This window comes from Bacillus sp. AFS037270 (assembly GCF_002585305.1).
Genome location: NZ_NUNF01000066.1, coordinates 1 through 21,595, shown reverse-complemented (window position 1 = coordinate 21,595; position 21,595 = coordinate 1). Strand labels below are relative to the sequence as shown.

The 21,595-nt window shown below is 39.2% G+C and carries 14 protein-coding genes and 1 pseudogene; all 15 read left to right on the top strand.

Annotated features, from left to right (window positions below; all coding sequences use genetic code 11):
- The first annotated feature begins 290 nt into the window (after positions 1–290).
- On the top strand, positions 291–1,625 hold the full coding sequence (gene xylA / locus COD92_RS26475; RefSeq protein WP_098531730.1) for a xylose isomerase: 1,335 nt from the start codon (positions 291–293) through the stop codon (positions 1,623–1,625).
- An 89-nt stretch (positions 1,626–1,714) separates the two neighbouring features.
- Positions 1,715–3,214: a xylulokinase gene (xylB, locus tag COD92_RS26470; protein ID WP_098531731.1), complete on the top strand. Its 1,500-nt coding sequence runs from the start codon at positions 1,715–1,717 to the stop codon at positions 3,212–3,214.
- A gap of 29 nt (positions 3,215–3,243) precedes the next feature.
- A complete protein-coding gene (locus COD92_RS26465) occupies positions 3,244–4,395 on the top strand; it encodes a family 8 glycosyl hydrolase (RefSeq protein WP_098531732.1) in 1,152 nt (383 codons plus the stop codon).
- A gap of 62 nt (positions 4,396–4,457) precedes the next feature.
- Positions 4,458–4,859: pseudogene (locus COD92_RS26460) on the top strand (UxaA family hydrolase); the annotation flags it as partial.
- A 310-nt stretch (positions 4,860–5,169) separates the two neighbouring features.
- Positions 5,170–6,756 (top strand): response regulator transcription factor, encoded by a 1,587-nt coding sequence (locus COD92_RS26455; RefSeq protein WP_098531733.1) that lies wholly within the window; start codon positions 5,170–5,172, stop codon positions 6,754–6,756.
- A gap of 5 nt (positions 6,757–6,761) precedes the next feature.
- Entirely contained in the window at positions 6,762–8,561 is a 1,800-nt protein-coding gene (locus tag COD92_RS26450) for a sensor histidine kinase (protein ID WP_098531841.1), read from the top strand.
- Positions 8,562–8,642: 81 nt separating this feature from the next.
- Complete coding sequence (locus tag COD92_RS26445; RefSeq protein ID WP_098531734.1) at positions 8,643–10,301, top strand: ABC transporter substrate-binding protein; 1,659 nt, start codon at positions 8,643–8,645, stop codon at positions 10,299–10,301.
- 141 nt (positions 10,302–10,442) lie between these two features.
- The gene (locus tag COD92_RS26440) at positions 10,443–11,423 is read left to right on the top strand and encodes an ABC transporter permease (protein ID WP_098531735.1); all 981 of its coding nucleotides are present in this window, start codon (positions 10,443–10,445) and stop codon (positions 11,421–11,423) included.
- A gap of 11 nt (positions 11,424–11,434) precedes the next feature.
- The gene (locus tag COD92_RS26435; protein WP_098531736.1) at positions 11,435–12,364 is read left to right on the top strand and encodes a carbohydrate ABC transporter permease; all 930 of its coding nucleotides are present in this window, start codon (positions 11,435–11,437) and stop codon (positions 12,362–12,364) included.
- A 117-nt stretch (positions 12,365–12,481) separates the two neighbouring features.
- On the top strand, positions 12,482–14,458 hold the full coding sequence (locus COD92_RS26430) for a glycosyl hydrolase family 28-related protein (RefSeq protein WP_098531737.1): 1,977 nt from the start codon (positions 12,482–12,484) through the stop codon (positions 14,456–14,458).
- 148 nt (positions 14,459–14,606) lie between these two features.
- The gene (locus tag COD92_RS26425; RefSeq protein ID WP_218011300.1) at positions 14,607–16,169 is read left to right on the top strand and encodes an alpha-N-arabinofuranosidase; all 1,563 of its coding nucleotides are present in this window, start codon (positions 14,607–14,609) and stop codon (positions 16,167–16,169) included.
- Between the two features lie 257 nt (positions 16,170–16,426).
- Positions 16,427–18,088 (top strand): ABC transporter substrate-binding protein, encoded by a 1,662-nt coding sequence (locus COD92_RS26420; protein ID WP_098531739.1) that lies wholly within the window; start codon positions 16,427–16,429, stop codon positions 18,086–18,088.
- Between the two features lie 284 nt (positions 18,089–18,372).
- The gene (locus COD92_RS26415) at positions 18,373–19,377 is read left to right on the top strand and encodes an endo-1,4-beta-xylanase (protein WP_098996659.1); all 1,005 of its coding nucleotides are present in this window, start codon (positions 18,373–18,375) and stop codon (positions 19,375–19,377) included.
- A gap of 67 nt (positions 19,378–19,444) precedes the next feature.
- Positions 19,445–20,290 carry an SDR family oxidoreductase gene (locus COD92_RS26410; protein WP_098531741.1) on the top strand — a complete coding sequence of 282 codons (846 nt, stop codon included), beginning with the start codon at positions 19,445–19,447 and terminating at the stop codon, positions 20,288–20,290.
- 47 nt (positions 20,291–20,337) lie between these two features.
- Positions 20,338–21,492 (top strand): Gfo/Idh/MocA family protein, encoded by a 1,155-nt coding sequence (locus tag COD92_RS26405; protein WP_098531742.1) that lies wholly within the window; start codon positions 20,338–20,340, stop codon positions 21,490–21,492.
- The last annotated feature ends 103 nt before the right edge of the window (positions 21,493–21,595 follow it).

The window sequence follows — 21,595 nt, the reverse complement described above, 5'->3', positions numbered from 1 at the left end:
CAAACTTTCTATTCAGAAGCTGTCACTTAGAAAAACCTAAGCGTCAGCTTTTTTAGTCTGTGTTAAAGGGTATGGTTACTATTTGGCTTGGAAATCAACAACCATGTTAACAAAGTCTTCTTTCAAAAAAATTTGTTCAAAATAAATTTAAAATATCTTTGTTTATCCGATAGACAAACGAAGTTAAGGGTGCTATAATCTAATTAAACAAAGGTTAGAGACTACGAGATTTAAAGACATTGTAAGCATTTACAAGTCTATAACCGAAAAACATTAGGAGGAATCCAATCATGGCTTATTTTGAAAATGTAAAAAACATTCAATTTGAAGGTGCAAATTCAACTAATCCTTTAGCATTTAAGTATTATAATCCACAAGAAGTAATCAACGGAAAAACAATGGAGGAATTACTACGTTTCTCTGTCACCTGGTGGCATACATTCACAGCTGATGGAACAGATCCATTTGGTGTAGGTACAGCAATTCGTCCTTGGAACCACTTAAAAGGACTTGATTTAGCAAAAGCACGCGTGGAAGCGGCATTTGAACTTTTTGAAAAATTAAATGTTCCATTCTTTGCTTTCCATGATGTCGATATCGCTCCAGAAGGAAGCACATTAGCTGAAAGCAACAAAAACCAAGACATTATCGTTTCAATGATCAAAGAATACATGAAAACAAGCAAGACAAAGCTTCTATGGAATACTGCTAATATGTTCACAAATCCTCGCTATACACATGGTGCGGCAACTTCTCCAAATGCAGATGTATTCGCTTATTCTGCTGCAAAAGTGAAGAAGGGCTTAGAAGTAGCGAAGGAACTAGGCGCAGAAAACTATGTATTCTGGGGCGGCCGTGAAGGATATGAAACACTATTAAATACAGATATGAAGCTTGAGCAAGATAACTTAGCACGCTTCTTCCACATGGCTGTAGACTATGCTAAAGAAATTGGCCTAAATGTTCCATTCTTAATTGAGCCAAAGCCAAAAGAGCCAACAAAACACCAATATGACTTTGATGTAGCGACTGGACTAGCATTCTTACAAAAATATGACTTAACTGATTATTTCAAGTTCAATCTTGAAGCAAACCATGCAACATTAGCTGGTCATACATTCGAACATGAACTTCGTGTGGCTCGTATCAATGGTATGCTTGGATCGATCGATGCAAACCAAGGTGATCCATTACTTGGCTGGGATACTGATGAATTCCCAACTGACTTATATTCTACAACATTAGCAATGTACGAAATTCTTCTAAATGGCGGCCTAGGAAAAGGTGGTACAAACTTCGATGCAAAAGTACGCAGAGGCTCTTTCGATCCAGAAGATTTATTCCACGCTCATATCGCTGGAATGGATGCTTTTGCAATCGGCTTAAAAGTAGCAAACAAGTTACTAGAAGACCGTGTATTCGAAAACTTCATTGACGACCGTTACAGCAGCTTTACAAAAGGCATTGGTTTAGACATCGTTGAAGGAAGAACGAATTTCCGTGAATTAGAAGAGTATGCACTTGGATTAACAGAAATTAAAAATACATCAGGCAGAACAGAACTTTTAAGAGCTACCCTTAACCAATATCTATTAGAAACACTTTCAGGTGTTACAGTTCGATAAAAAACAACAATGAACCTAACAAAATAAAATGGAAAATGTGCTGGAAGTTACTTGTCCAGCACATTTTTATAGAAAAGGATGATTCCTAGATGAAATACGTTATTGGTGTAGACCTCGGGACGAGTGCTGTCAAAATTCTACTTGTCAATCAAAATGGTGAAGTATGCCAGGAGGTTTCGAAATCCTATCTGTTAATTATCGAAAAATCTGGTTACAGTGAGCAAAACCCAGAAGAATGGGTTGCAAAGACTACAGAAGGCCTCAACGAACTGATCCATGCGTTCCAAGGCGATGTAAAGGACATTGAGGGGATTAGTTTTTCAGGGCAGATGCATGGATTAGTTTTACTAGATGAAGCAAACAACGTCCTGCGAAATGCCATTCTATGGAATGACACGAGAACAACAAAGCAATGTCAGGAAATCTATGATGTCGTGGGTCAGGAGAACCTGCTAGATATTACAAAGAATCCGGCATTAGAAGGATTCACTTTACCAAAAATTCTCTGGGTAAAAGAAAATGAGCCTGAAACTTTTAATCGTGCAAGCGTATTCATGCTTCCGAAAGATTATTTACGTTACCGTATTACAGGCAATATTCATATGGAGTATTCGGATGCAGCGGGAACATTGATGTTAAATGTAAGTAAACGGGAATGGAGTCCAGAAATTTTACATCTATTTGGAATTGCTCCTGAACTTTGCCCGCCACTAGTAGAGTCTCATGCTTGTGTTGGCACGGTAACCGCTGAATTTGCACAGGCAACTGGATTGTCTGAAGCAACTCAAGTCTTTGCCGGAGGGGCAGATAATGCTTGCGGTGCGATTGGTTCAGGGATTTTATCAGAAGGTAAAACACTTTGCAGTATTGGTACATCTGGTGTTGTCCTTTCTTATGAAGAAAGAAACGATCTCGATTTTGAAGGAAAAGTTCATTATTTTAACCACGGTGAGGAAAACACTTATTACACGATGGGTGTGACTCTTGCTGCCGGATATAGCTTGAGTTGGTTTAAGGACACTTTTGCCAAAGAAGAAGCATTTGAAGAGTTTTTAGAAGGCGTCGATGGAGTACCTGCAGGCAGTGACGGACTATTATTCACTCCATATATCGTTGGAGAAAGAACACCACATGCTGATTCTAATATCCGCGGTAGCTTTATTGGCATCGATGCAGGCCATGAGCGCAAGCATTTTGCCCGTGCAGTCCTTGAAGGAATTACGTTCTCTTTAAATGAGTCGATCGAGATTTTTAGAAACAGTGGGAAAACCATTGACTCCATTATTTCCATCGGGGGCGGAGCTAAAAACGAAACATGGCTGCAAATGCAGGCAGATATTTTCAATGCTAAAATTGAAAAGCTAACAAGCGAACAAGGTCCTGGAATGGGCGCAGCGATGTTAGCGGCATATGGCTGCGGCTGGTTTACGTCACTTAAAGAGTGTGCCCAAAGCTTTATTCAAACATCAAAAACCTATTATCCAATTAAGGAAAATGTAGAAGCTTATCAAAAACTATTTGCAATTTACCAACAAGTTTATACACAAACCAAAACACTGAATGACCAATTAAAAGAATTTAGAAGATAAGTATTGGATGAATGATGTGGAGGGAACATATGACAAAGTTAGTTGAAAAGCAGGAAGGCTCTTTTTACACTGGGGAATATCGTAATCTCTTCAAAGAAATCGGCAAAACAGATGAGGAAATTAATAGGAGAATTAAGGACAATTGGGAACAGCTCTTTAATGGGGATGAAGATACGAGAATCTATTATCCAGTCGGAGATGATTTAGGCTACATGCTCGATACTGGGAACCTCGATATACGGACCGAGGGCATGTCCTATGGAATGATGATGGCAGTACAAATGGATAATAAGGATGTTTTTGACCACCTTTGGAAATGGACTTTTAAATACATGTTTATGACGACGGGAGAAAACGCGGGTTACTTTGCCTGGTCTTGTCAGCCTGATGGTACGAAAAATGCTTACGGTCCAGCACCGGATGGGGAAGAGTTTTTTGCGATGGCCTTATTCTTTGCCTCTCACCGTTGGGGAGATGGTCCAGCTCCTTTTAACTATAGCGTTCAAGCAAAAGACATTCTTCGGACCTGCCTTCATAAAGGGGAAGACGGTATCGGTTTCCCAATGTGGAATAGAGATAATAAGTTAATTAAATTTATCCCTAATTGTGAGTTTTCAGACCCATCCTATCATTTACCACATTTTTATCAATTATTTGCGTTGTGGGCTTATGAGGAGGACCGTTCATTTTGGAAGGAAGCAAGTAAGGCGAGCAGGGAGTATTTAAAAATTTCCTGTCATCCTGAAACAGGCTTAAGCCCAGAGTACGCCTACTATGATGGCACTCCAAATAATGAAAGAGGTTATGGTCATTTTTTCAGTGATGCCTATCGGGTTGCAGCTAATATTGGCCTTGACTATGAGTGGTTTAGAGGGGATGAATGGGAAACGGAAGAGGCGAATAAAATCCAAGCCTTCTTTGCTGATAAGGACTTAGAAGATTATCGACGTTATACGATTGCTGGGGAACCATTGGAGGAAAAATCGCTCCATCCGGTCGGCTTGCTTGCAACTAATGCGATGGCATCCCTGGCAGCCGATGGTCCAGACCGTTTAAAATGGGTGGAACGATTCTGGAATACACCTGTTCGAACGGGTGTAAGACGATATTACGATAACTGTCTTTATTTTTTTAGCATACTAGCGCTTAGCGGAAATTATAAGATTTGGATGCCTAAGTAAGTTGAAAATAGACTAAAGAATGCTCTTCGTATTTATTTAAGCGAAGGGTATTCTTTTATTTTGGAGCTGCAAATAAAGCTGGAACAAGTTCGCTTCAAGAAATCATTGCTTATGCTGAGAAGCCTATAAAAAAGGGACTGGTTTGGATGGATACACCGGGTCATGATATTGAACAACTTACAGGGATGACTGCTGGAGGAGCACAAATCGTATTATTTACGACAGGCCGCGGAACTCCAACCGGGTCACCTATTGCTCCAGTTATCAAAATAAGTACAATTTGAGAAAATGGGTGAAAACATTGATTTAAATGCAGGAACGATTATCGAAGGAAAAGAATCAATTGATAACGTTGGGAAAGAATTTTTAGAGGAATCTTGGATGTTTGTTCTGGGAAATTAACAAAAGCAGAAATCTTAAAACATCATGATTTTGGTATATGGCGGATTGGCCCTACATTTTAAATACTGACAATCCAATGAAGCCCCTCAAGCTATTGAACTTAAGGGGCTTAATAGTTTTTATTAAATAAAGAGTAATTTCAAAAAAAAATCAGATAGTTTAACCACTAAACTATGTTCCGTGATAAAATGAGTATAAATAAGGTTATTAACGAACTTTATTTTTTAGTCTTTCACCATTGAAGTACTCTAAAAAGATTAGTAAAAAATATCAGTATGATATGTGTCTTTTTTTTATATGTAAGCGCTTTAGATTTAGGTGATCTATTAAAGCGCCCATTCGCTAATTTCATCTAATTGGAGTTGAATAGACATGCACAAAGTGATTTTAGTTGATGATGAAAATTTTTTCCGGAAAGGATTAAGAAGTTTAATAGATTGGAAAGCATGTGGATTTGAGGTTGCTGGAGAGACAGCGAATGGTGAAGATGCATTAGCACTTATTGATGAAGTAAATCCTGAACTCGTCATAACTGATATCCGAATGCCTGTTTTAGATGGATTAGAGTTAATTAAACATGTGATGGAAAAAGAGGGGTATCAACCTAAATTCATTATTATTAGCGGATATAGTGATTTTAAGTACGCCCAACAAGCGGTTCGTTATGGTGTGCATGATTTCATCCTGAAGCCAATTGACCAAGAAGAAATAGAAGAGACCTTACAATCACTTTCTAAAACCATAACAGAAGAAAAGGTCGAGTTTTATAGGAACATCGAAATAAAGAAAGCCGTCTTACTTGAAAATCTCATTTATGGAAAAGTGAATGAAGAGGATGCATACAACTTTTCAAAAGAACTATCCTTAAGTAATGCCGCTGAATATTTTTATTTGATTTTGGAAATCAATGGACTTCCCGTACCACTTAGTGAAACGGCCCCTGAAAATCAAGTGAAGGAAAAAATCACTAATATCATTCGCGATATTTGTGATCCACATGTGGGGGTATTTATTCAAGAGTTAGAACAAGGGAGTTATGGATTATTAATTCCTTCCACCTATCTGCATCGTTTCCAAATGCAAATCAGTCATTTTGTGAAGTGGATTAATGGACTACTTACAAGTAATATGACTCAAGAGGTTACCTTTTATATTGGTCCTGCTGTTCCTAAATTATATTTGTTAAAAGATTCCTTTGAAGCAGCAAAAAATGCACGCGAGTATAAGTATGTGTATGAAGATAAAAATATTATTCTTTCAAAAGAGATAGAAAACAATAAATCGATTACCTATACAGAAATCGAGGATTCCTATTATCATCTATTAATGGAGCAAATAGAAGAAAATACAACCATGGACATTATGGAAACAATAGATAAAATTTTCCTACAGTTTGCCTCGAAAAAAATGGCCCGAGTAGCAGTGAAAGCATCCATCAATCGATTTGTACACGCAATTTTAAAAATTATTAAAAATATGGAAGGGGAAGTATCGAATTTAAAAAACTTCCAGACCATGCTTCAACTGCAAAACTATAATTTAACCTTGCCGCAATTAAGGAAACAATTTCTTGAATTTGTGCTCGAAAGTAAAGAGATGATCACGATCCTTCGTAAACAATCTGCAGATGGTGAAGCTCATAAAATTAAACAATTTGTAGACTCAAACTATCGGCAGAATATAAGTTTGAAATCTATCGCAGCAAAGTTTTATATGAATCCTGTCTATTTAGGACAGTTATTTAAGAAAACCTATGGGATCTATTTTAAAGATTATTTATTGCAAGTAAGAATTAATGAGGCGAAAAAACTGCTGCGGCAATCGGAACTGAAGATATATGAAATTGCAGAAAGAGTAGGTTTTAATAATACTGACTATTTTGTGACGATGTTTGGGAAGTTTGAAAAAATAACTCCCTCTGAATATCGGAATAAACTCCTGGAGAAAAGAAAAGTGTGATCACCATGAAAAAAGCAAAATTTAGTTTTCATAATTTGCGTTTAAGTAAAAAATTATTGATTATGTATATTTTTTCAGTCCTTATTCCGATTGTTTTAACCAATATTATTTTTTACACGGTTACGATAAACAATGTAAAACAGCAGCAAATGCACGACTCGCAGCTGGCATTGAACCAAATAAGTAATGATTTTGGGAAGATTATCGACGATGCCGTCGGGATATCTTCCTCTCTTTATACCAATACCAATATTAATTTATTCCTGGAGAGAGATTATCCGTCAGATGTGGATTATGTGGATGATTATGACACTTATTTACGAACCTTTAACCAATCAAGCCCTATTAATCCTTCAATCAATTCGATACGATTTTATACGGATAACCCTACGATTATATATTCGGGCGGTGTCTATCCATTAACAGAGCAAATCAAAAAATTGGCTTGGTATAAACAATTAATAGAAACGAATAATACGTCTCCTATCGTATTGAATTCAATGATTGATAATCAAACATCAACGTTCAGTATCATAAGAAAGCTTGATTACTTTAACTTTAATAATAAACAAAAGATTGTAAGAATCGAAATTAATCCCTCAACCATCGAAAAAATATTCAATAATGTTACCTTTAAAGGAGATGTATTCCTTCTCAATGATAAGGGGGAAATTGAGTATTCAACTAAAAAGGATTTAACATTGAAAAAAAAGCTAATTCCATTTAGTCAGATTTCAAAGACAAATAAGACTGTAATCTTAGATTCGACCGGTTTGGACCAAGCCTACCTTCAAAACTGGAAAGTCGTCGGGACTGTCTCGGAAAAAGCGATGCTTAATACAGTTAACAAATCAGGACGCTTTATTCTCTATTTGGCTTTTATCAATATCATTATTCCTACTATTATCATTATATTAATTAATCGATCCTTTTTAAGAAGATTAAAGCGAATATTTAGACATGTTAAAAAAATGGGTGATCAGAATTTTGAAAAGATTCCCGATCCGGAATACACGGATGAAATAGGAATCTTAACTAGTGAGTTTAATCGTATGGTAAGGAAAATTGAGGAATTGATTCAAGATGTATTTATGGCTAATATCCAAAAGCAAGAGATGGAGATTAAACGAAATCGTGCTCAGCTTAGCGCTCTCCAAAGTCAAATTAATCCGCACTTTTTATTCAATGCGCTTGAAACCATTAGAATGAGAAGTTTAATGAAAGAGGAGATAGAGACCGCTAATATTATCCATAATATGGCCAAAATCTTTCGTAACTCCATTACTTGGGGAAAAGACATGGTAACGGTCCGATCGGAAGCAAACCTAGTCGTAAGTTTTCTTGAAATCCAAAAATACCGATTTGGTGAAAAGCTAGAATATGAAATTGATATAGATGAGGCTGCAGAACAATGCATGATTCCCAATATGGCTCTCCAGCCATTTGTTGAGAATGCTAGTATTCATGGAATAGAGCCGTTAAAGGGAAATGGGAAAATTAGTGTAAAAGTCACAGTTAATCAAGATATATTAACTTGTATCGTCATGGATAATGGTGTAGGAATGCCTGAAGATAAAAAGGAACAAATACTCTACTCCTTAGAAAATGAAGACGAAATGGGAAAAAGTGTGGGTATAAAGAATGTGTTTTATCGTTTGAAGCTGTACTACGCGGACCAATTTGACTTTTATGTGGATAGTGAGAAAGAAAAAGGAACCATTGTTACGATGAAAATCCCCTATAAAACCAGTATAAAAGACAAAAAAATAGAAATTTCACAAAACAAACTATACTTTACTAAGTAACAACTATAGTTTTTAGGTACTTGAAGAAAGCCCTTACATTTTATAATAAACATGTAATTAAAAAGAAACGGGGGGTAGCAAATGATTAACAAGAAGTTTTTGGCCGTACCATTAATGGCTGCGATGTTATTTACTGCTGCAGGATGTACAAAAGATCAAAGTGCAAGTACAAGTTCCAGTAAGAATGACAAATCACCTGTAACCTTTACTTATTTTAATGCCGGTGCCGCAGGAAAAGACTTGAATACCGATGAAACCACCATTGGTAAAGAACTTGAAAAACAAACCGGTGTAAACTTTAAGGTCGAGCACATTGTGGGTGACGTTAATACAAAGATAGGAACCATGATTGCCAGCGGAAAATATCCAGACCTTCTTGTTCCCGATCAAGGGATCGATAAAGTGGTACAAGCAGGAGGATTTATTGATCTAACTGACCTGATCAATAAATATGCCCCGAATCTTAAAAAATTATATGGCCCTTACATGAATCAAATGAAAGATCAGAAGGATGGGAAAATTTATTTTATCCCATTTGGCGCCAGCCAAGGATATGCACCATACCCGGATATTCAACAAAGCGCATTTTGGGTCCGTCGCGATGTTTTGAAAGAAGCGGGCTATCCAAAAGTGAAGACAGTCGATGAATATTTCAAATTAATAGAAGACTTCCAGAAAAAACATCCACAGACGAATGGTGCTCCTACGATCGGCTATACATCACTAAACTACGATTGGAGATTTACCGTAGGTGATGGTGCAAGGCATGCTGCCGGTTATGGGAATGATGGCGGCGTTATTGTCGATACGAAGACACAAAAAGCCTCTGTTTTTGCAAACAAGGATTGGATGAAAAATTATCTTGGAAAATTAAATGACCTTAATGCTAAAGGAGTATTTGATAAAGAATCATTTGTTTCCAATTATGACGAATATCTTGCGAAAATTGCTTCGGGACGTGTCTTGGGATTCTTTGATTATCAATGGGAAGTTTCCCAGTCCTTAAATAGTTTGGCAAAAGCCGGCAATGATGATTTACGTTACATGGCATTGCCAATTACCTTTGATTCTAGCATAAGAGATGCCTATGTCGATCCGCCAGCTTTTGTAAACAACCGCGGTATTGGTATTACTGTTAGTGCAAAAGATCCTGTTCGAATCATTAAATATTTAGATGCACTTTGTAAAGAGGAAAATCAGAAGTTAGTTATGTGGGGAATTAAAGGACAAACTTATGAAGTCAACGACAAAGGCAGATTCTATCGTACTCCGGAAGAAATTGCAAAAACACAAGATCAGAAATTTAATGACGAGTTTGGCTTTACGACCTTTGATTGGTACTGGCCTGTCGGTGATGGTCTGTATAGCGATGGTAACGCCTGGGGCCCAGCGAAACAACCGGAAGTGGCGCAAGCTTCTTACACCGAAGGGGATAAGAAATTATTATCCGCATACGGCATAAAAGTGTTTTCCGACCTGTTTGTGAAACCGGAAAACCGTCCGTGGTACCCAGCATGGAGCGCACAGCTTGAACAAGGATCTCCAGCGCAAATTTACGACCAAAGAAGCCAGGATTTGCAAAAGAAATATTTTGCTAAATTAGTATTAGCTAAGCCATCTCAATATAATTCTCTCTGGAGTGAGTTTGAGAAACAATACAATGCCCTAGATTCTAAACCATATGAAAAAATAATGAATAAAGTAGTTCAAGACCGGGTTAAATTAGCTGAGCAAAAGTAGGTAAAGAGAATCCAATCAAGGCCGATATTTGCCAAATTGACTATATCGGCCTTGACCATTTTAGTAGACACTTATCAAGGGAAGCTTTATAACATTTGAAGGAAAAGGGACTTAGTACTTTTCTTAAAGGGAGGGCTAGTAATGCAGGCAGAAACGAAAGTTGCTGATGAGTTGATTCAATCTCCAGTTTCCATTCAGTCTAATAAGAAAAAGGGGCTATTTCTCAAAAAATTGAAGACCCAAAAGGCACTTATGGCCATGAGTATTCCATTCCTGATTTGGTTGTTTATTTTTAAGTACGTCCCTTTATGGGGCTGGAGCATTGCTTTTCAGGATTATAAACCGGCATTAGGCATGTTTGATCAAACATGGAGTGGATTAAAACATTTCAAGTTTTTATTCGATGACGCAAACTTTTACCGGGTGCTTCGCAATACGCTGGGCATGAGTGTTATTAATCTTGTATTGGGGTTTGTCACCGCAATTGGTCTTGCCCTACTTTTAAATGAAATCAGACATAGCAAATTTAAGAAAATCGTTCAAACCATCAGCTATATGCCTCACTTTCTTTCATGGGTGGTGGCGGCAAGCATCATTTCTTATTCTCTTTCCACAGATACGGGAATTGTCAATATTGTATTAATGAAACTGGGCATCATTCATCAGCCTATACTATGGCTTGGAAAGGAAACTTGGTTTTGGGGAATTAACGGAGTTTCCGATGTTTGGAAAAATGTCGGCTGGAATACGATCATCTATTTGGCCGCCATTACGATGATTGATCCAGAACAATACGAAGCAGCGGATATTGACGGTGCAACCAGGCTGCAGAGGATCAGGTATATTACACTTCCGTCTTTAAAACCAACCATCATTATATTGCTGATCATGAATTTAGGATATATTTTGGAATCTGGCTTTGAGGCCCAATATTTACTAGGGAATCCAATGAACCTTGACTACTCGGAAAACCTCGATATATATGTATTAAAATACGGGATTTCAATGGGTAATTTTTCGCTTGCCACAGCAGCCGGTATTTTTAAGACAGTCGTTAGTTTCATCTTCCTGTTTACTGCTAACCATATCGCTAAAAAGTTTGATCAGCCAAGGCTGTTTTAGGAGGGAGACATATGAAACAAAGGAAGTTTTTTAAAGCAACAAAAAATCATAGCGGAGTAGGCGATTATCTTTTTGATATTTTCAACTATACATTTATGATTTTTCTTTGCGTAGTTATGCTATATCCGTTTTTAAACCAGGTGGCTGTATCTTTGAATGAAGCCACTGATTCCCTAAAGGGAGGAATCTTTTTATGGCCAAGAATATTTACCTGGGCAAATTATAAGTATGTATTTGGCGAGGCCAGTATTTTTCATGCCTTCTTTATTTCAGTTTTAAGAACGGTAATCGGAACACTGATTTCCGTCCTTTGTACGGCAATGGTCGCTTATACAATCAGCCGAAAAGATTATGTCCTGCGAAAATTCGTAACTATCGCCTTCGTTATCACGATGTATATTAACGGCGGTTTGATTCCGAATTACTTGCTCATCAAAGACCTGGGTTTATTGGATAGCTTTTGGGTATATATTGTTCCAGGAATTATTGGAGTATTTAATCTCATCGTTATTCGCTCTTTTATTGAAGGAATTCCTGATAGTTTATTTGAATCAGCAAAAATCGACGGAGCAGGAGATTTTACTACTTTTATCAAAATTGTTCTTCCGTTGTCGCTGCCGGTATTGGCGACGGTTTCACTGTTTGTGGCCGTTGGTCAATGGAACTCCTGGTTCGATGTTTTCTTATACAACTCATCAAATTCAAATTTAAGTACGTTACAATACGAGCTGATGAAAATTCTGCAAAATTCGAATGCCTCGATGTCGGGGAAAACAGCGTCTGATGCCATGGCGAATACAACTGCACAAGCAAACATGGTAACGCCTACTTCCATTCGGGCAACGATGACGATTATTGCGAGTTTGCCTATTATTATGGTTTATCCATTCCTGCAAAAATATTTTGTTAAAGGTTTAACACTTGGCGGGGTTAAAGGCTGATCCTATAAAACTCCTAAATGCGATCCCAGTGAAAAGGGTAAAAAAAGGACTAAATGTCCTTTTTTATTTGAGTACTTTTTAAAAGTAAGCAAACATGCAAAGAAAGGATGAATAATTTTGGAATATGGCGAATCAATTTTTCCTGTTCAACCGGATGATCCGAAGGCCCATGTGTTTTCGGCGGAGGAGTTCGGTGCTGATTCAAGCGGTAAAGGTGATAATACAGCCGCAATGCAGGCGGTGATCGACAAGCTGGAAGCGGAGGTAGAAAACGGAATTATCTTTATCCCGGAAGGCACCTATCGTTTCGAGGGAACGGTGAATTTGTGGCGGGGCATCCGCCTCATCGGTTTTGGAGCCGAACGTCCGGTATTCACTGTGGCGGAAAACACTCCGGGTTTTCAGGGACCGGATTCCACATACATCTTTCATTTCCGTGTGAATAAGCCGGACCCCGGCGAAGAGCTGCGGGATGCACAGAATACCACTTTTTACAGCGGCATCCGGAACATAGACTTCAAACTGGGCAAGGGTAACCCCGGATTGGTCGCTTGCCGTTTCCGTGTGGCGCAGCTTTGCTCCATAGAAGATGTCGACTTCTACATGGAAGACAATCGTGCAGCTGTAGAGATGGTCGGTAACGAAATGGAACGCTGTCGATTCTTTGGAGGGCAGTTCGGCATTCTCACCGGTGAAACCGTACCTTATTGGCCTTTCTATCTAGGTGACTGTGTTTTCTCCGGTCAGTCCAAGGCATGCATCTCGACTTATCGTGCCGGCATGACCATGCTGCGAAACACACTCTCCAATGCCCCTTACGGTTTGTACGTACCCAACAAGGAGCGGGACAACCACTATATTGAAGAATTTGAGAGGTTATATATGCAGGATTGCCGCCTTGAGAATTTGACAGAAGCCGGCATCAGTATGAACATGGTGCGATATCCGCAGAACTGGCTGCACGGAAGCGAAATTCATTGCAAAAATGTGCCGAGGTTCTTTGAATCCTTCGGCTATCAGTATAACCACCACATAGGGGTGCCCCACATCGAACCGAATACGGAATGCTACAGCGTAAACATCGACATGGGCTTACGTATCGATGTGGAAAATCAGGACATCAACCGCCGCTTTGATTTGCGGTATCATGTTGAGCCGGAAGAAAGCCTTCCTGATGCATCCAGTCCTGACTATGTACCAATGCCTCCATTCTCGGATTGGGTCAACATCAAGGATCTGGGGGCAAAGGGGGATGGTGTGACCGATGATACCGAGGTGTTTGAGAACGCTATTGCTCGACAGCAGGCAATCTATCTGCCACAGGGTGAATATTTGATCACCCGAGGGCTTGAACTGAAGCAGGATACCGCCATTCTCGGTCTTCAATGTTCGAAGACCAGACTAAAACTGAAGGATCATTCCACGGGATATGACAACGATCGAGCTCCTGCCGCCATGTTCAAAATTCCAAAGGGAGGATTGAACCATATTTCCGGCATCTGCTTCGATGGCGGCAAGAACAAAGGTGTCATTCAGGTAGAATGGCTGGGCGATCCATCCTCCATCATGGAAGACTGCCTCTTTGACTTTGGCGGTCATGGCAGCACCAAGAAAGGCCGCGGCCGTTATTACGGTGTTTATATCCACGACGAGGGTGCGGGTGTGTTCAAGAACATTTGGATGCCTGACGTTTGGACCAAGGATGGCTTCCATATCAGCAACACTTCCGCTCCAGGCCAGATTTGGATGATTTCCGTTGAGCACCATCTTGATGTTGAGGTGGTGTTGGAGAACGTTTCCAACTGGAAGATTGTTGCGCTGCAGACGGAAGAGAACCTTGGAAGCGAATATGCTTCTTCGCTCCAAATCGAGAATTGTTGGGATCTCGAAATCGCCAATCTGTTCCAATACAGAGTACAGGCCATCGACATTCAGCATCCCAACGCAACCTTAATTAACAATTGCAAGAACCTGACCATTAACGGGATACACTGTTTCAGTATCGGGCCAACGCCTTTTACCAACTCTGCCCTGATTGACGGGAAACTGTTCATCAAGGATCAGGAGATTGGCACCCTTCACGTAAACTGCTAATTAGGGTATCCCAAAGCCTTTATTCAACTGCAAGCTTCTCTGAATGATTCCTCTTGTGTAGACAGTATAAAAATAAACATACTGAACATAGCTCAGGGCACAAAATATTATTTTCTACGCTTTGTGCCCCTTGAGCGAAGCGAAAGGAATGGGAATAAAGATGACATCATTTATTAATTTGGATTTAAGCAAAGGTAAGGACGTAATAAGTAAACATATTTATGGTCATTTTGCTGAGCATCTTGGTCGCTGTATTTATAATGGACTTTGGGTTGGCGACGATTCCCCAATTCCTAATACTCGTGGAATACGAAATGATATAGTGGAAGCCTTAAAAGCAATCAAAATCCCTAATCTGCGTTGGCCTGGGGGATGCTTTGCTGATAATTACCATTGGAAAGATGGGATTGGACCACGTAAAGACCGACCTTATATGGTTAACACAGACTGGGGGCATGTGGTAGAAAATAATCATTTTGGTACACATGAATTTATGGATTTGTGTGAACAGCTTGAGACTGAGCCATATATTTGTGGTAATGTCGGAAGCGGTACTGTACAAGAAATGCAGCAATGGGTTGAATATATGACCTTTGATGGTCAATCCCCAATGGCCAATTTAAGAAAGAAAAATGGGAAGGTTGAACCTTGGAAGGTTAAGTTTTTTGGAATAGGTAACGAAAACTGGGGCTGCGGTGGTCATATGAAAGCAGAAACATATGCCGAAAAGTACAGACAATACCAGACCTATGTGAATAATTACTCCGGGAACAATATCCTTAAAATTGCCGGTGGTCCCAGCGAAGCAGACTACCATTGGACAGAAGTAATCATGCGTGAATGTACAAAGGAGACACAGCAACTGAAAAATTCCACACATGATAAACCAATCAATTCCGTTTGGGAGTACTATCGTCCTCAAATGTGGGGACTTAGTCTTCATTACTATGTAAGAAATCGTCTAAATTATACAAGTGCAACGAAATTTGATGAAAGCTTGTGGTTTGAGTACATGCAAAGAACGCTTTATATGGATGAACTCAATACCAATCACTCTAATGTGATGGATCAATATGATCCGGATAAAAAAGTCGCACTTGTAGTCGATGAGTGGGGATCATGGTATGAACCCGAGCAAGGGACACATCCAAGATTTTTATTTCAACAAAATACCTTGCGTGATGCTTTAATAGCCGGGGTTACACTTAATATTTTTAACAATCATTGCGATCGGGTTAAAATGGCCAATATAGCACAGTTAATTAATGTTCTGCAGGCTTTAATTCTGACTGATGGTCCCGATATGCTCTTAACTCCGACCTATTATGTATTTGATATGTATAAAGATCACCAAGATTCGACCCTAATTCCTCTTGATTTAAATACAAGAGATTACCTGTTTAGTGATGGCAGTATTCCTGTTGTTAACGCTTCTGCTTCGCGTGATCAGGAAGGAAAAGTTCATATTACATTATGTAATCTTGATCCAAATCATAACGAAGAAATCACTTGCAACTTAAAGGGAGAAAATGCAATTTCAAGTGTTAATGCTCGGATTCTGACAGCTCCAACGATGAATGCCTGTAACACATTTGAACAACCGGACCAAATTAAACCTTGTAATTTTAATGATATTAAAGTCCAGGGGAATTGGATTTCCATGGTATTGCCGGCAAAATCTGTATTAGCAATAGAAATAGCGTTTAAATAAGTGAAAAACCTGAAGAACATGAATCTGGTCTTCAGGTTTTTTTATTTTATTTTATTTTATATTGGATAAAACCTTAGACGTTTTATTGTAAATTTTGACGGTACACTTGGGATCAAAAAAATCCCCATCAAACAAAAAAATATCAGAAATTTTAAACAACTATACTTTTCAAAGTTAAAAATAAAGTTTTTAAGGTATTTTTGAAAACCCTTACATTTTATAATGAAAGTGTTTACAAATTGCAAGGGGGATAGCAAATGAATAAGAGGAAGCTTTTGATTGTGCCAATAATGGCTACGATGTTATTGACTGCAGCAGGATGTACTAAAGATCAAAGTGCAAGTACAAGTTCCAGCAAGAATGACAAATCACCTGTAACCTTTACTTATTTTAATGCCGGTGCCGCAGGGAAAGACTTGAATACCAACGAAACAACCATTGGAAAAGAGCTTGAGAAACAAACAGGTGTTAACTTCAAGGTAGAACACATTGTGGGTGACGTGAATACAAAGATAGGAACCATGATTGCCAGCGGAAAATATCCAGACCTTCTTGTTCCCGACCAGGGAATCGATAAAGTGGTACAAGCAGGAGGTTTTATTGATCTAACTGATCTGATCAATAAACATGCCCCAAATCTTAAAAAATTATACGGTCCTTACTTAAATCAAATGAAAGATCCAAAGGATGGGAAAATTTATTTTATTCCATTTGGCGCGAACCAGGGATATGCAGCATACCCGGATATTCAGCAAAGTGCATTTTGGATCCGGCGTGATGTCCTGAAGGAAGCAGGCTATCCAAAAGTAAAGACAATTGATGAATATTTCAAATTAATAGAAGACTTCCAGAAAAAACATCCACAGACGAATGGTTCTCCTACGATCGGCTATACATCCTTAAACTATGATTGGAGATTTACAATCCGTGATGGTGCAAGGCACGCAGCCGGTTATGGAAATGATGGCGCCAATACTATTGTCGATGCCAAGACACAGAAAGCCTCTGTTTATGCAAACAAGGATTGGATGAAAACCTATCTGCAAAAATTAAATGATCTTAATGCTAAAGGAGTATTTGATAAAGAAGCATTCGTTTCCAATTATGATGAATATCTTGCGAAGATTGCTTCAGGGCGTGTCCTGGGATTCTTTGATTATCAATGGCAGGCTGCCCAGGCTTTAAATAGTCTGACACAGGCTGGCAATGACGATTTGCGCTACATGGCATTGCCAATTACCTTTGATGCCAGCATAAGAGATGCCTATATCGACCCTCCGACATTTGTCAACAATCGCGGTGTCGGGATTACCGTCAGTGCGAAAGATCCTGTCCGGATTATTAAATATCTTGACGCTCTTTGTAAAGAAGACAATCAAAAGCTGGTTGAGTGGGGAATTAAGGGACAAACTTATGAAGTCAACGACAAAGGCAGATTCTATCGTACTCCGGAAGAAATTGCAAAAACGCAAGATCCGAAATTTAATGACAAGTTTGGCTTTACGACCTTTACTTGGTATTGGCCTGTCGGTGGTGGACTTTACAAGGATGGTAACGCTTGGATCCCGGCACAACAACAGGAAGTGGCGCAAGCTTCCTACACCGAGGGTGATAAAAAATTATTGGAAGCATACGGCTTAAAAGTATTCTCAGACCTGTTTGCGAAACCGGAAGACCGCCCGTGGTTCCCGGCATGGAGTGCACAACTTGAACAAGGCTCTCCAGCCCAGATTTTCGACCAGAAGGCCTCGGATCTGGAAAAGAAATATATGGCTAAAATGGTATTAGCAAAACCGTCACAATTTAATTCTTTATGGAATGAGTATGAGAAACAATTCAATGAGCTCGATATTAAATCATATGAAAAAACGATGAATAAAGTGGTTCAAGATCGGGTTAAATTAGCGACGCAAAAGTAGGATAAAGAAATTGCAAACAAGGCCGATATCGCCAAATTGGTAATATCGGCCTTGTTGATTTTATTATTCTTCAAAAAGGGAGGGCCAGGAATGAGGTTATTAGTACCGGTTCAGACTAAAAACGAAGATACTTCAAAATAGTAATAAAAAAACAGAGTTTTTTGAAAAAAACCTGTTTTTTTATTGTCAATGAGTTATAAATTTTATATGATAAACATATCGTTAGTTTGTTGACTGTATAAACAAACTATCAAAATCCAAATGTTAATGGGAGATGGTCCATAATGGCAAAGACAAGTGTTGAGTTACCTTCGTTACAGAAAGTCTATGAAAGCTATTTTAACATTGGTGCAGCAGTAAATCTTCGAACAATAGAAACTCAGCAGAATTTATTAGCAAAACATTTTAATAGTATTACAGCAGAAAATGATATGAAATTTGAGTTATTACAACCGGAAGAGGGCAAATTTACATTTGAAAGAGCCGATAAATTGGCAGCGTTTGCACAAAGCCGTGGGATGAAGATGCGCGGTCATACATTGGTGTGGCACAATCAAACGCCTGCATGGGTTTTTATGAATTCTGAAGGAGAAAGGGTAACTAGGGATCAATTGTTACAACGGATGAAGGACCATATGACCACTGTCATGCAGAGATATAAAGGACAAATTTACTGTTGGGATGTAGTCAATGAAGCAGTAACTGACGAAGGGCCTGAATTGTACAGAAAAACTAATTGGCTAGACATCATCGGCGAAGATTACATAGAAAAGGCCTTTGAATTTGCACATGCAGCTGACCCCGATGCCCTGCTGTTTTACAATGATTATAATGAATCCAATCCAGAGAAGCGGGAAAAGATTTATCAGCTTGTTAAATCATTGGTTGAAAAAGGGGTCCCTATTCACGGAGTCGGTCTTCAGGCACACTGGAATTTAACAAACCCATGCCTAGAGGACATTCGTGCGGCCATTGAGCGATATGCATCACTTGGACTAAAGCTGCAGCTGACAGAATTGGATATATCCGTTTTCAACCATGAAGACAAGCGGACAGACCTTGCAGCACCAACAGCTGAAATTAATGAACTGCAGACCCAAAGATATCAACAGGTATTCGAATTACTTAGAGAATATCGAGAGGTAATTACAGCCGTAACGTTCTGGGGGGCTGCCGATGATTATACTTGGTTAAATGATTTTCCAGTAAGAGGCCGTAAAAACTGGCCATTCTTGTTCGATGAAAATCATCAGCCAAAGGAAGCGTTTTGGAAGGTTACTAGCTTTTAATGGTTTTAGAAGTAAAAAACTTGAAAGCGTTTATACAGAATAGAACAACAAGGAGGACACAAAACTTATGCTTCCATTAAACCAGAATTTAAAAGGAAAAGTTGCAGTAGTTACAGGCGGCGGTGGAGTTTTATGCGGCTGCATGGCGAAGGAGTTAGCCCGGCAAGGAATGAAGGTGGCGATTTTAAATCGCACCTATGAAAAGGCTTTAAAAGTAACAGACGAAATTAAAAGTGTTGGCGGGGAAGCCCTCGCCATCGAATGTGATGTATTAAATGTTGTAAGCGTAAAAAGAGCTGAAGAGATCATCTCTTCTGAATATGGAAGCTGTGACCTATTAATTAATGGGGCAGGTGGAAATCATCCAAAAGGGATTACCACAAAGGAAATCTTTGAGATAAGTGACCTTGAAAAATCAGATTTAACGACCTTTTTTGATATGACCACAGAAGGATTTGGTTATGTATTTAACCTCAACTTTATTGGTACGTTAATTCCTACTCAAATTTTCACAAAAAAAATGATTCATAATCAAGGATCGATCATTAATATATCTTCGATGAGCGCTCCTAGTCCAATGACAAAGGTTCCGGCGTACAGTGCAGCAAAAGCGGCAATTGAAAATTTTACACAATGGCTTGCCGTCCATTTTGCTGAGACAGGTATCCGGGTAAATGCGATTGCACCTGGGTTTTTCTTAACCGAACAAAATCGCGCTTTGTTAACGAATCCAGATGGAACGAATACAGAAAGAACCAATAAAATCTTAGCCCATACACCGATGAGGCGCCTAGGAAAACCTGAAGATTTACTTGGGACTTTGCTATGGCTTGCTGACAAGGATGCAAGTGGATTCGTCACAGGCATAAGCGTGCCAGTGGATGGCGGCTTTATGTCCTATTCAGGTGTCTAAGAATTGTTTTATCCCCAAAAATATGAGTTTGGAAGGTTGGTAGATAAATGATTAACGTAGCCATAATTGGTACAGGTGCCATTGCATCAGCACATATTAGAGCCTATCAACAATTTTTAGGAAGATGTAATATCGTCGCCATTTGTGATATCTATTCTGAAAAAGCAGTAAAAAGCGCTCAGACTCACAATATAAAAGTAGATATATACAGCGATTATAAAGAGATGTTGCAACGCCCGGATATTGATTTGGTATCTATTTGTACCCCTCCTTATACACATGCTGAACTATCCATTGCCTTTTTACATGCAGGAAAGCATGTACTTGTCGAAAAACCAATGGCCTCTTCTTTAGAAGAATGTGATGCTATGAATCAAGCACAAAGGATGAGCGGCAAGATTTTATCGGTTGTATCACAAAACCGCTTTACCAACCCAATGATGAAGTTAAAGTCGATTCTTGATACAAAGCTGATGGGTCCAATTGTCCATACGCAGGTCGATTCCTTCTGGTGGAGGGGCTATAGTTATTATGATTTGTGGTGGCGGGGAACCTGGGAAAAAGAAGGGGGCGGCTGTACATTAAATCATGCAGTCCATCATATTGATATTTTCCATTGGATGAATGGGATGCCTGCTGATGTAACGGCGATTGCGAGTAATACCTCACATGATAACGCCGAGGTGGAGGATTTGTCAGTGGCCATCTGCCGCTATTCTAATGGCAGTTTGGCCCAAATTACGAGCTCCGTTGTGCATCACGGAGAAGAACAGCAGCTAATTTTTCAAGGGAAAAATGCACGTGTCTCTGTCCCGTGGAAGGTTTGTGCATCAAAATCGAAGGAAAATGGGTTTCCGGAAAAGGATGAAGAATTAGAAGAAAAACTGCAAGCGGCCTATGAGCAATTGTCTAATCTAGATTATGAGGGTCATACCGCCCAAATTGACGATGTACTCTCGGCCATAGAAGGGAAGAAGGAAGTATTAGTAGATGGACATGAAGGCAGAAAAACGCTTGAGCTCATTACAGCCATCTATCAATCTTCTAGTACAGGGCAAACAGTAAAACTTCCACTAGATGAAATGAGTCCTTTTTATACAAGGGATGGTGTTCTAAAGAACGCTACCCATTTCTATGAAAAGAAGAACCATGTCGTGGGTTTTTCGGAAAATGCGATTACAACCGGCGGTAAATATGAATAACTCTTTTTGAAAGAGCCCCAAGGGAGTCAATGAAGGCTATTGACGACCGAGCAAGAGAAAAAAGAGCCTCGAGGGTAGCCAAGAGAGGCTATTGACGACCGAG

Coding starts and splice junctions, on each gene's coding strand:
- xylA (WP_098531730.1), top strand. CDS start 291: ATGGCTTATTTTGAAAATGTAAAAAACATTCAATTTGAAGGTGCAAAT.
- COD92_RS26450 (WP_098531841.1), top strand. CDS start 6,762: ATGAAAAAAGCAAAATTTAGTTTTCATAATTTGCGTTTAAGTAAAAAA.
- COD92_RS26435 (WP_098531736.1), top strand. CDS start 11,435: ATGAAACAAAGGAAGTTTTTTAAAGCAACAAAAAATCATAGCGGAGTA.
- COD92_RS26445 (WP_098531734.1), top strand. CDS start 8,643: ATGATTAACAAGAAGTTTTTGGCCGTACCATTAATGGCTGCGATGTTA.
- COD92_RS26455 (WP_098531733.1), top strand. CDS start 5,170: ATGCACAAAGTGATTTTAGTTGATGATGAAAATTTTTTCCGGAAAGGA.
- COD92_RS26440 (WP_098531735.1), top strand. CDS start 10,443: ATGCAGGCAGAAACGAAAGTTGCTGATGAGTTGATTCAATCTCCAGTT.
- COD92_RS26425 (WP_218011300.1), top strand. CDS start 14,607: ATGGGAATAAAGATGACATCATTTATTAATTTGGATTTAAGCAAAGGT.
- COD92_RS26410 (WP_098531741.1), top strand. CDS start 19,445: ATGCTTCCATTAAACCAGAATTTAAAAGGAAAAGTTGCAGTAGTTACA.
- COD92_RS26420 (WP_098531739.1), top strand. CDS start 16,427: ATGAATAAGAGGAAGCTTTTGATTGTGCCAATAATGGCTACGATGTTA.
- xylB (WP_098531731.1), top strand. CDS start 1,715: ATGAAATACGTTATTGGTGTAGACCTCGGGACGAGTGCTGTCAAAATT.
- COD92_RS26465 (WP_098531732.1), top strand. CDS start 3,244: ATGACAAAGTTAGTTGAAAAGCAGGAAGGCTCTTTTTACACTGGGGAA.
- COD92_RS26405 (WP_098531742.1), top strand. CDS start 20,338: ATGATTAACGTAGCCATAATTGGTACAGGTGCCATTGCATCAGCACAT.
- COD92_RS26415 (WP_098996659.1), top strand. CDS start 18,373: ATGGCAAAGACAAGTGTTGAGTTACCTTCGTTACAGAAAGTCTATGAA.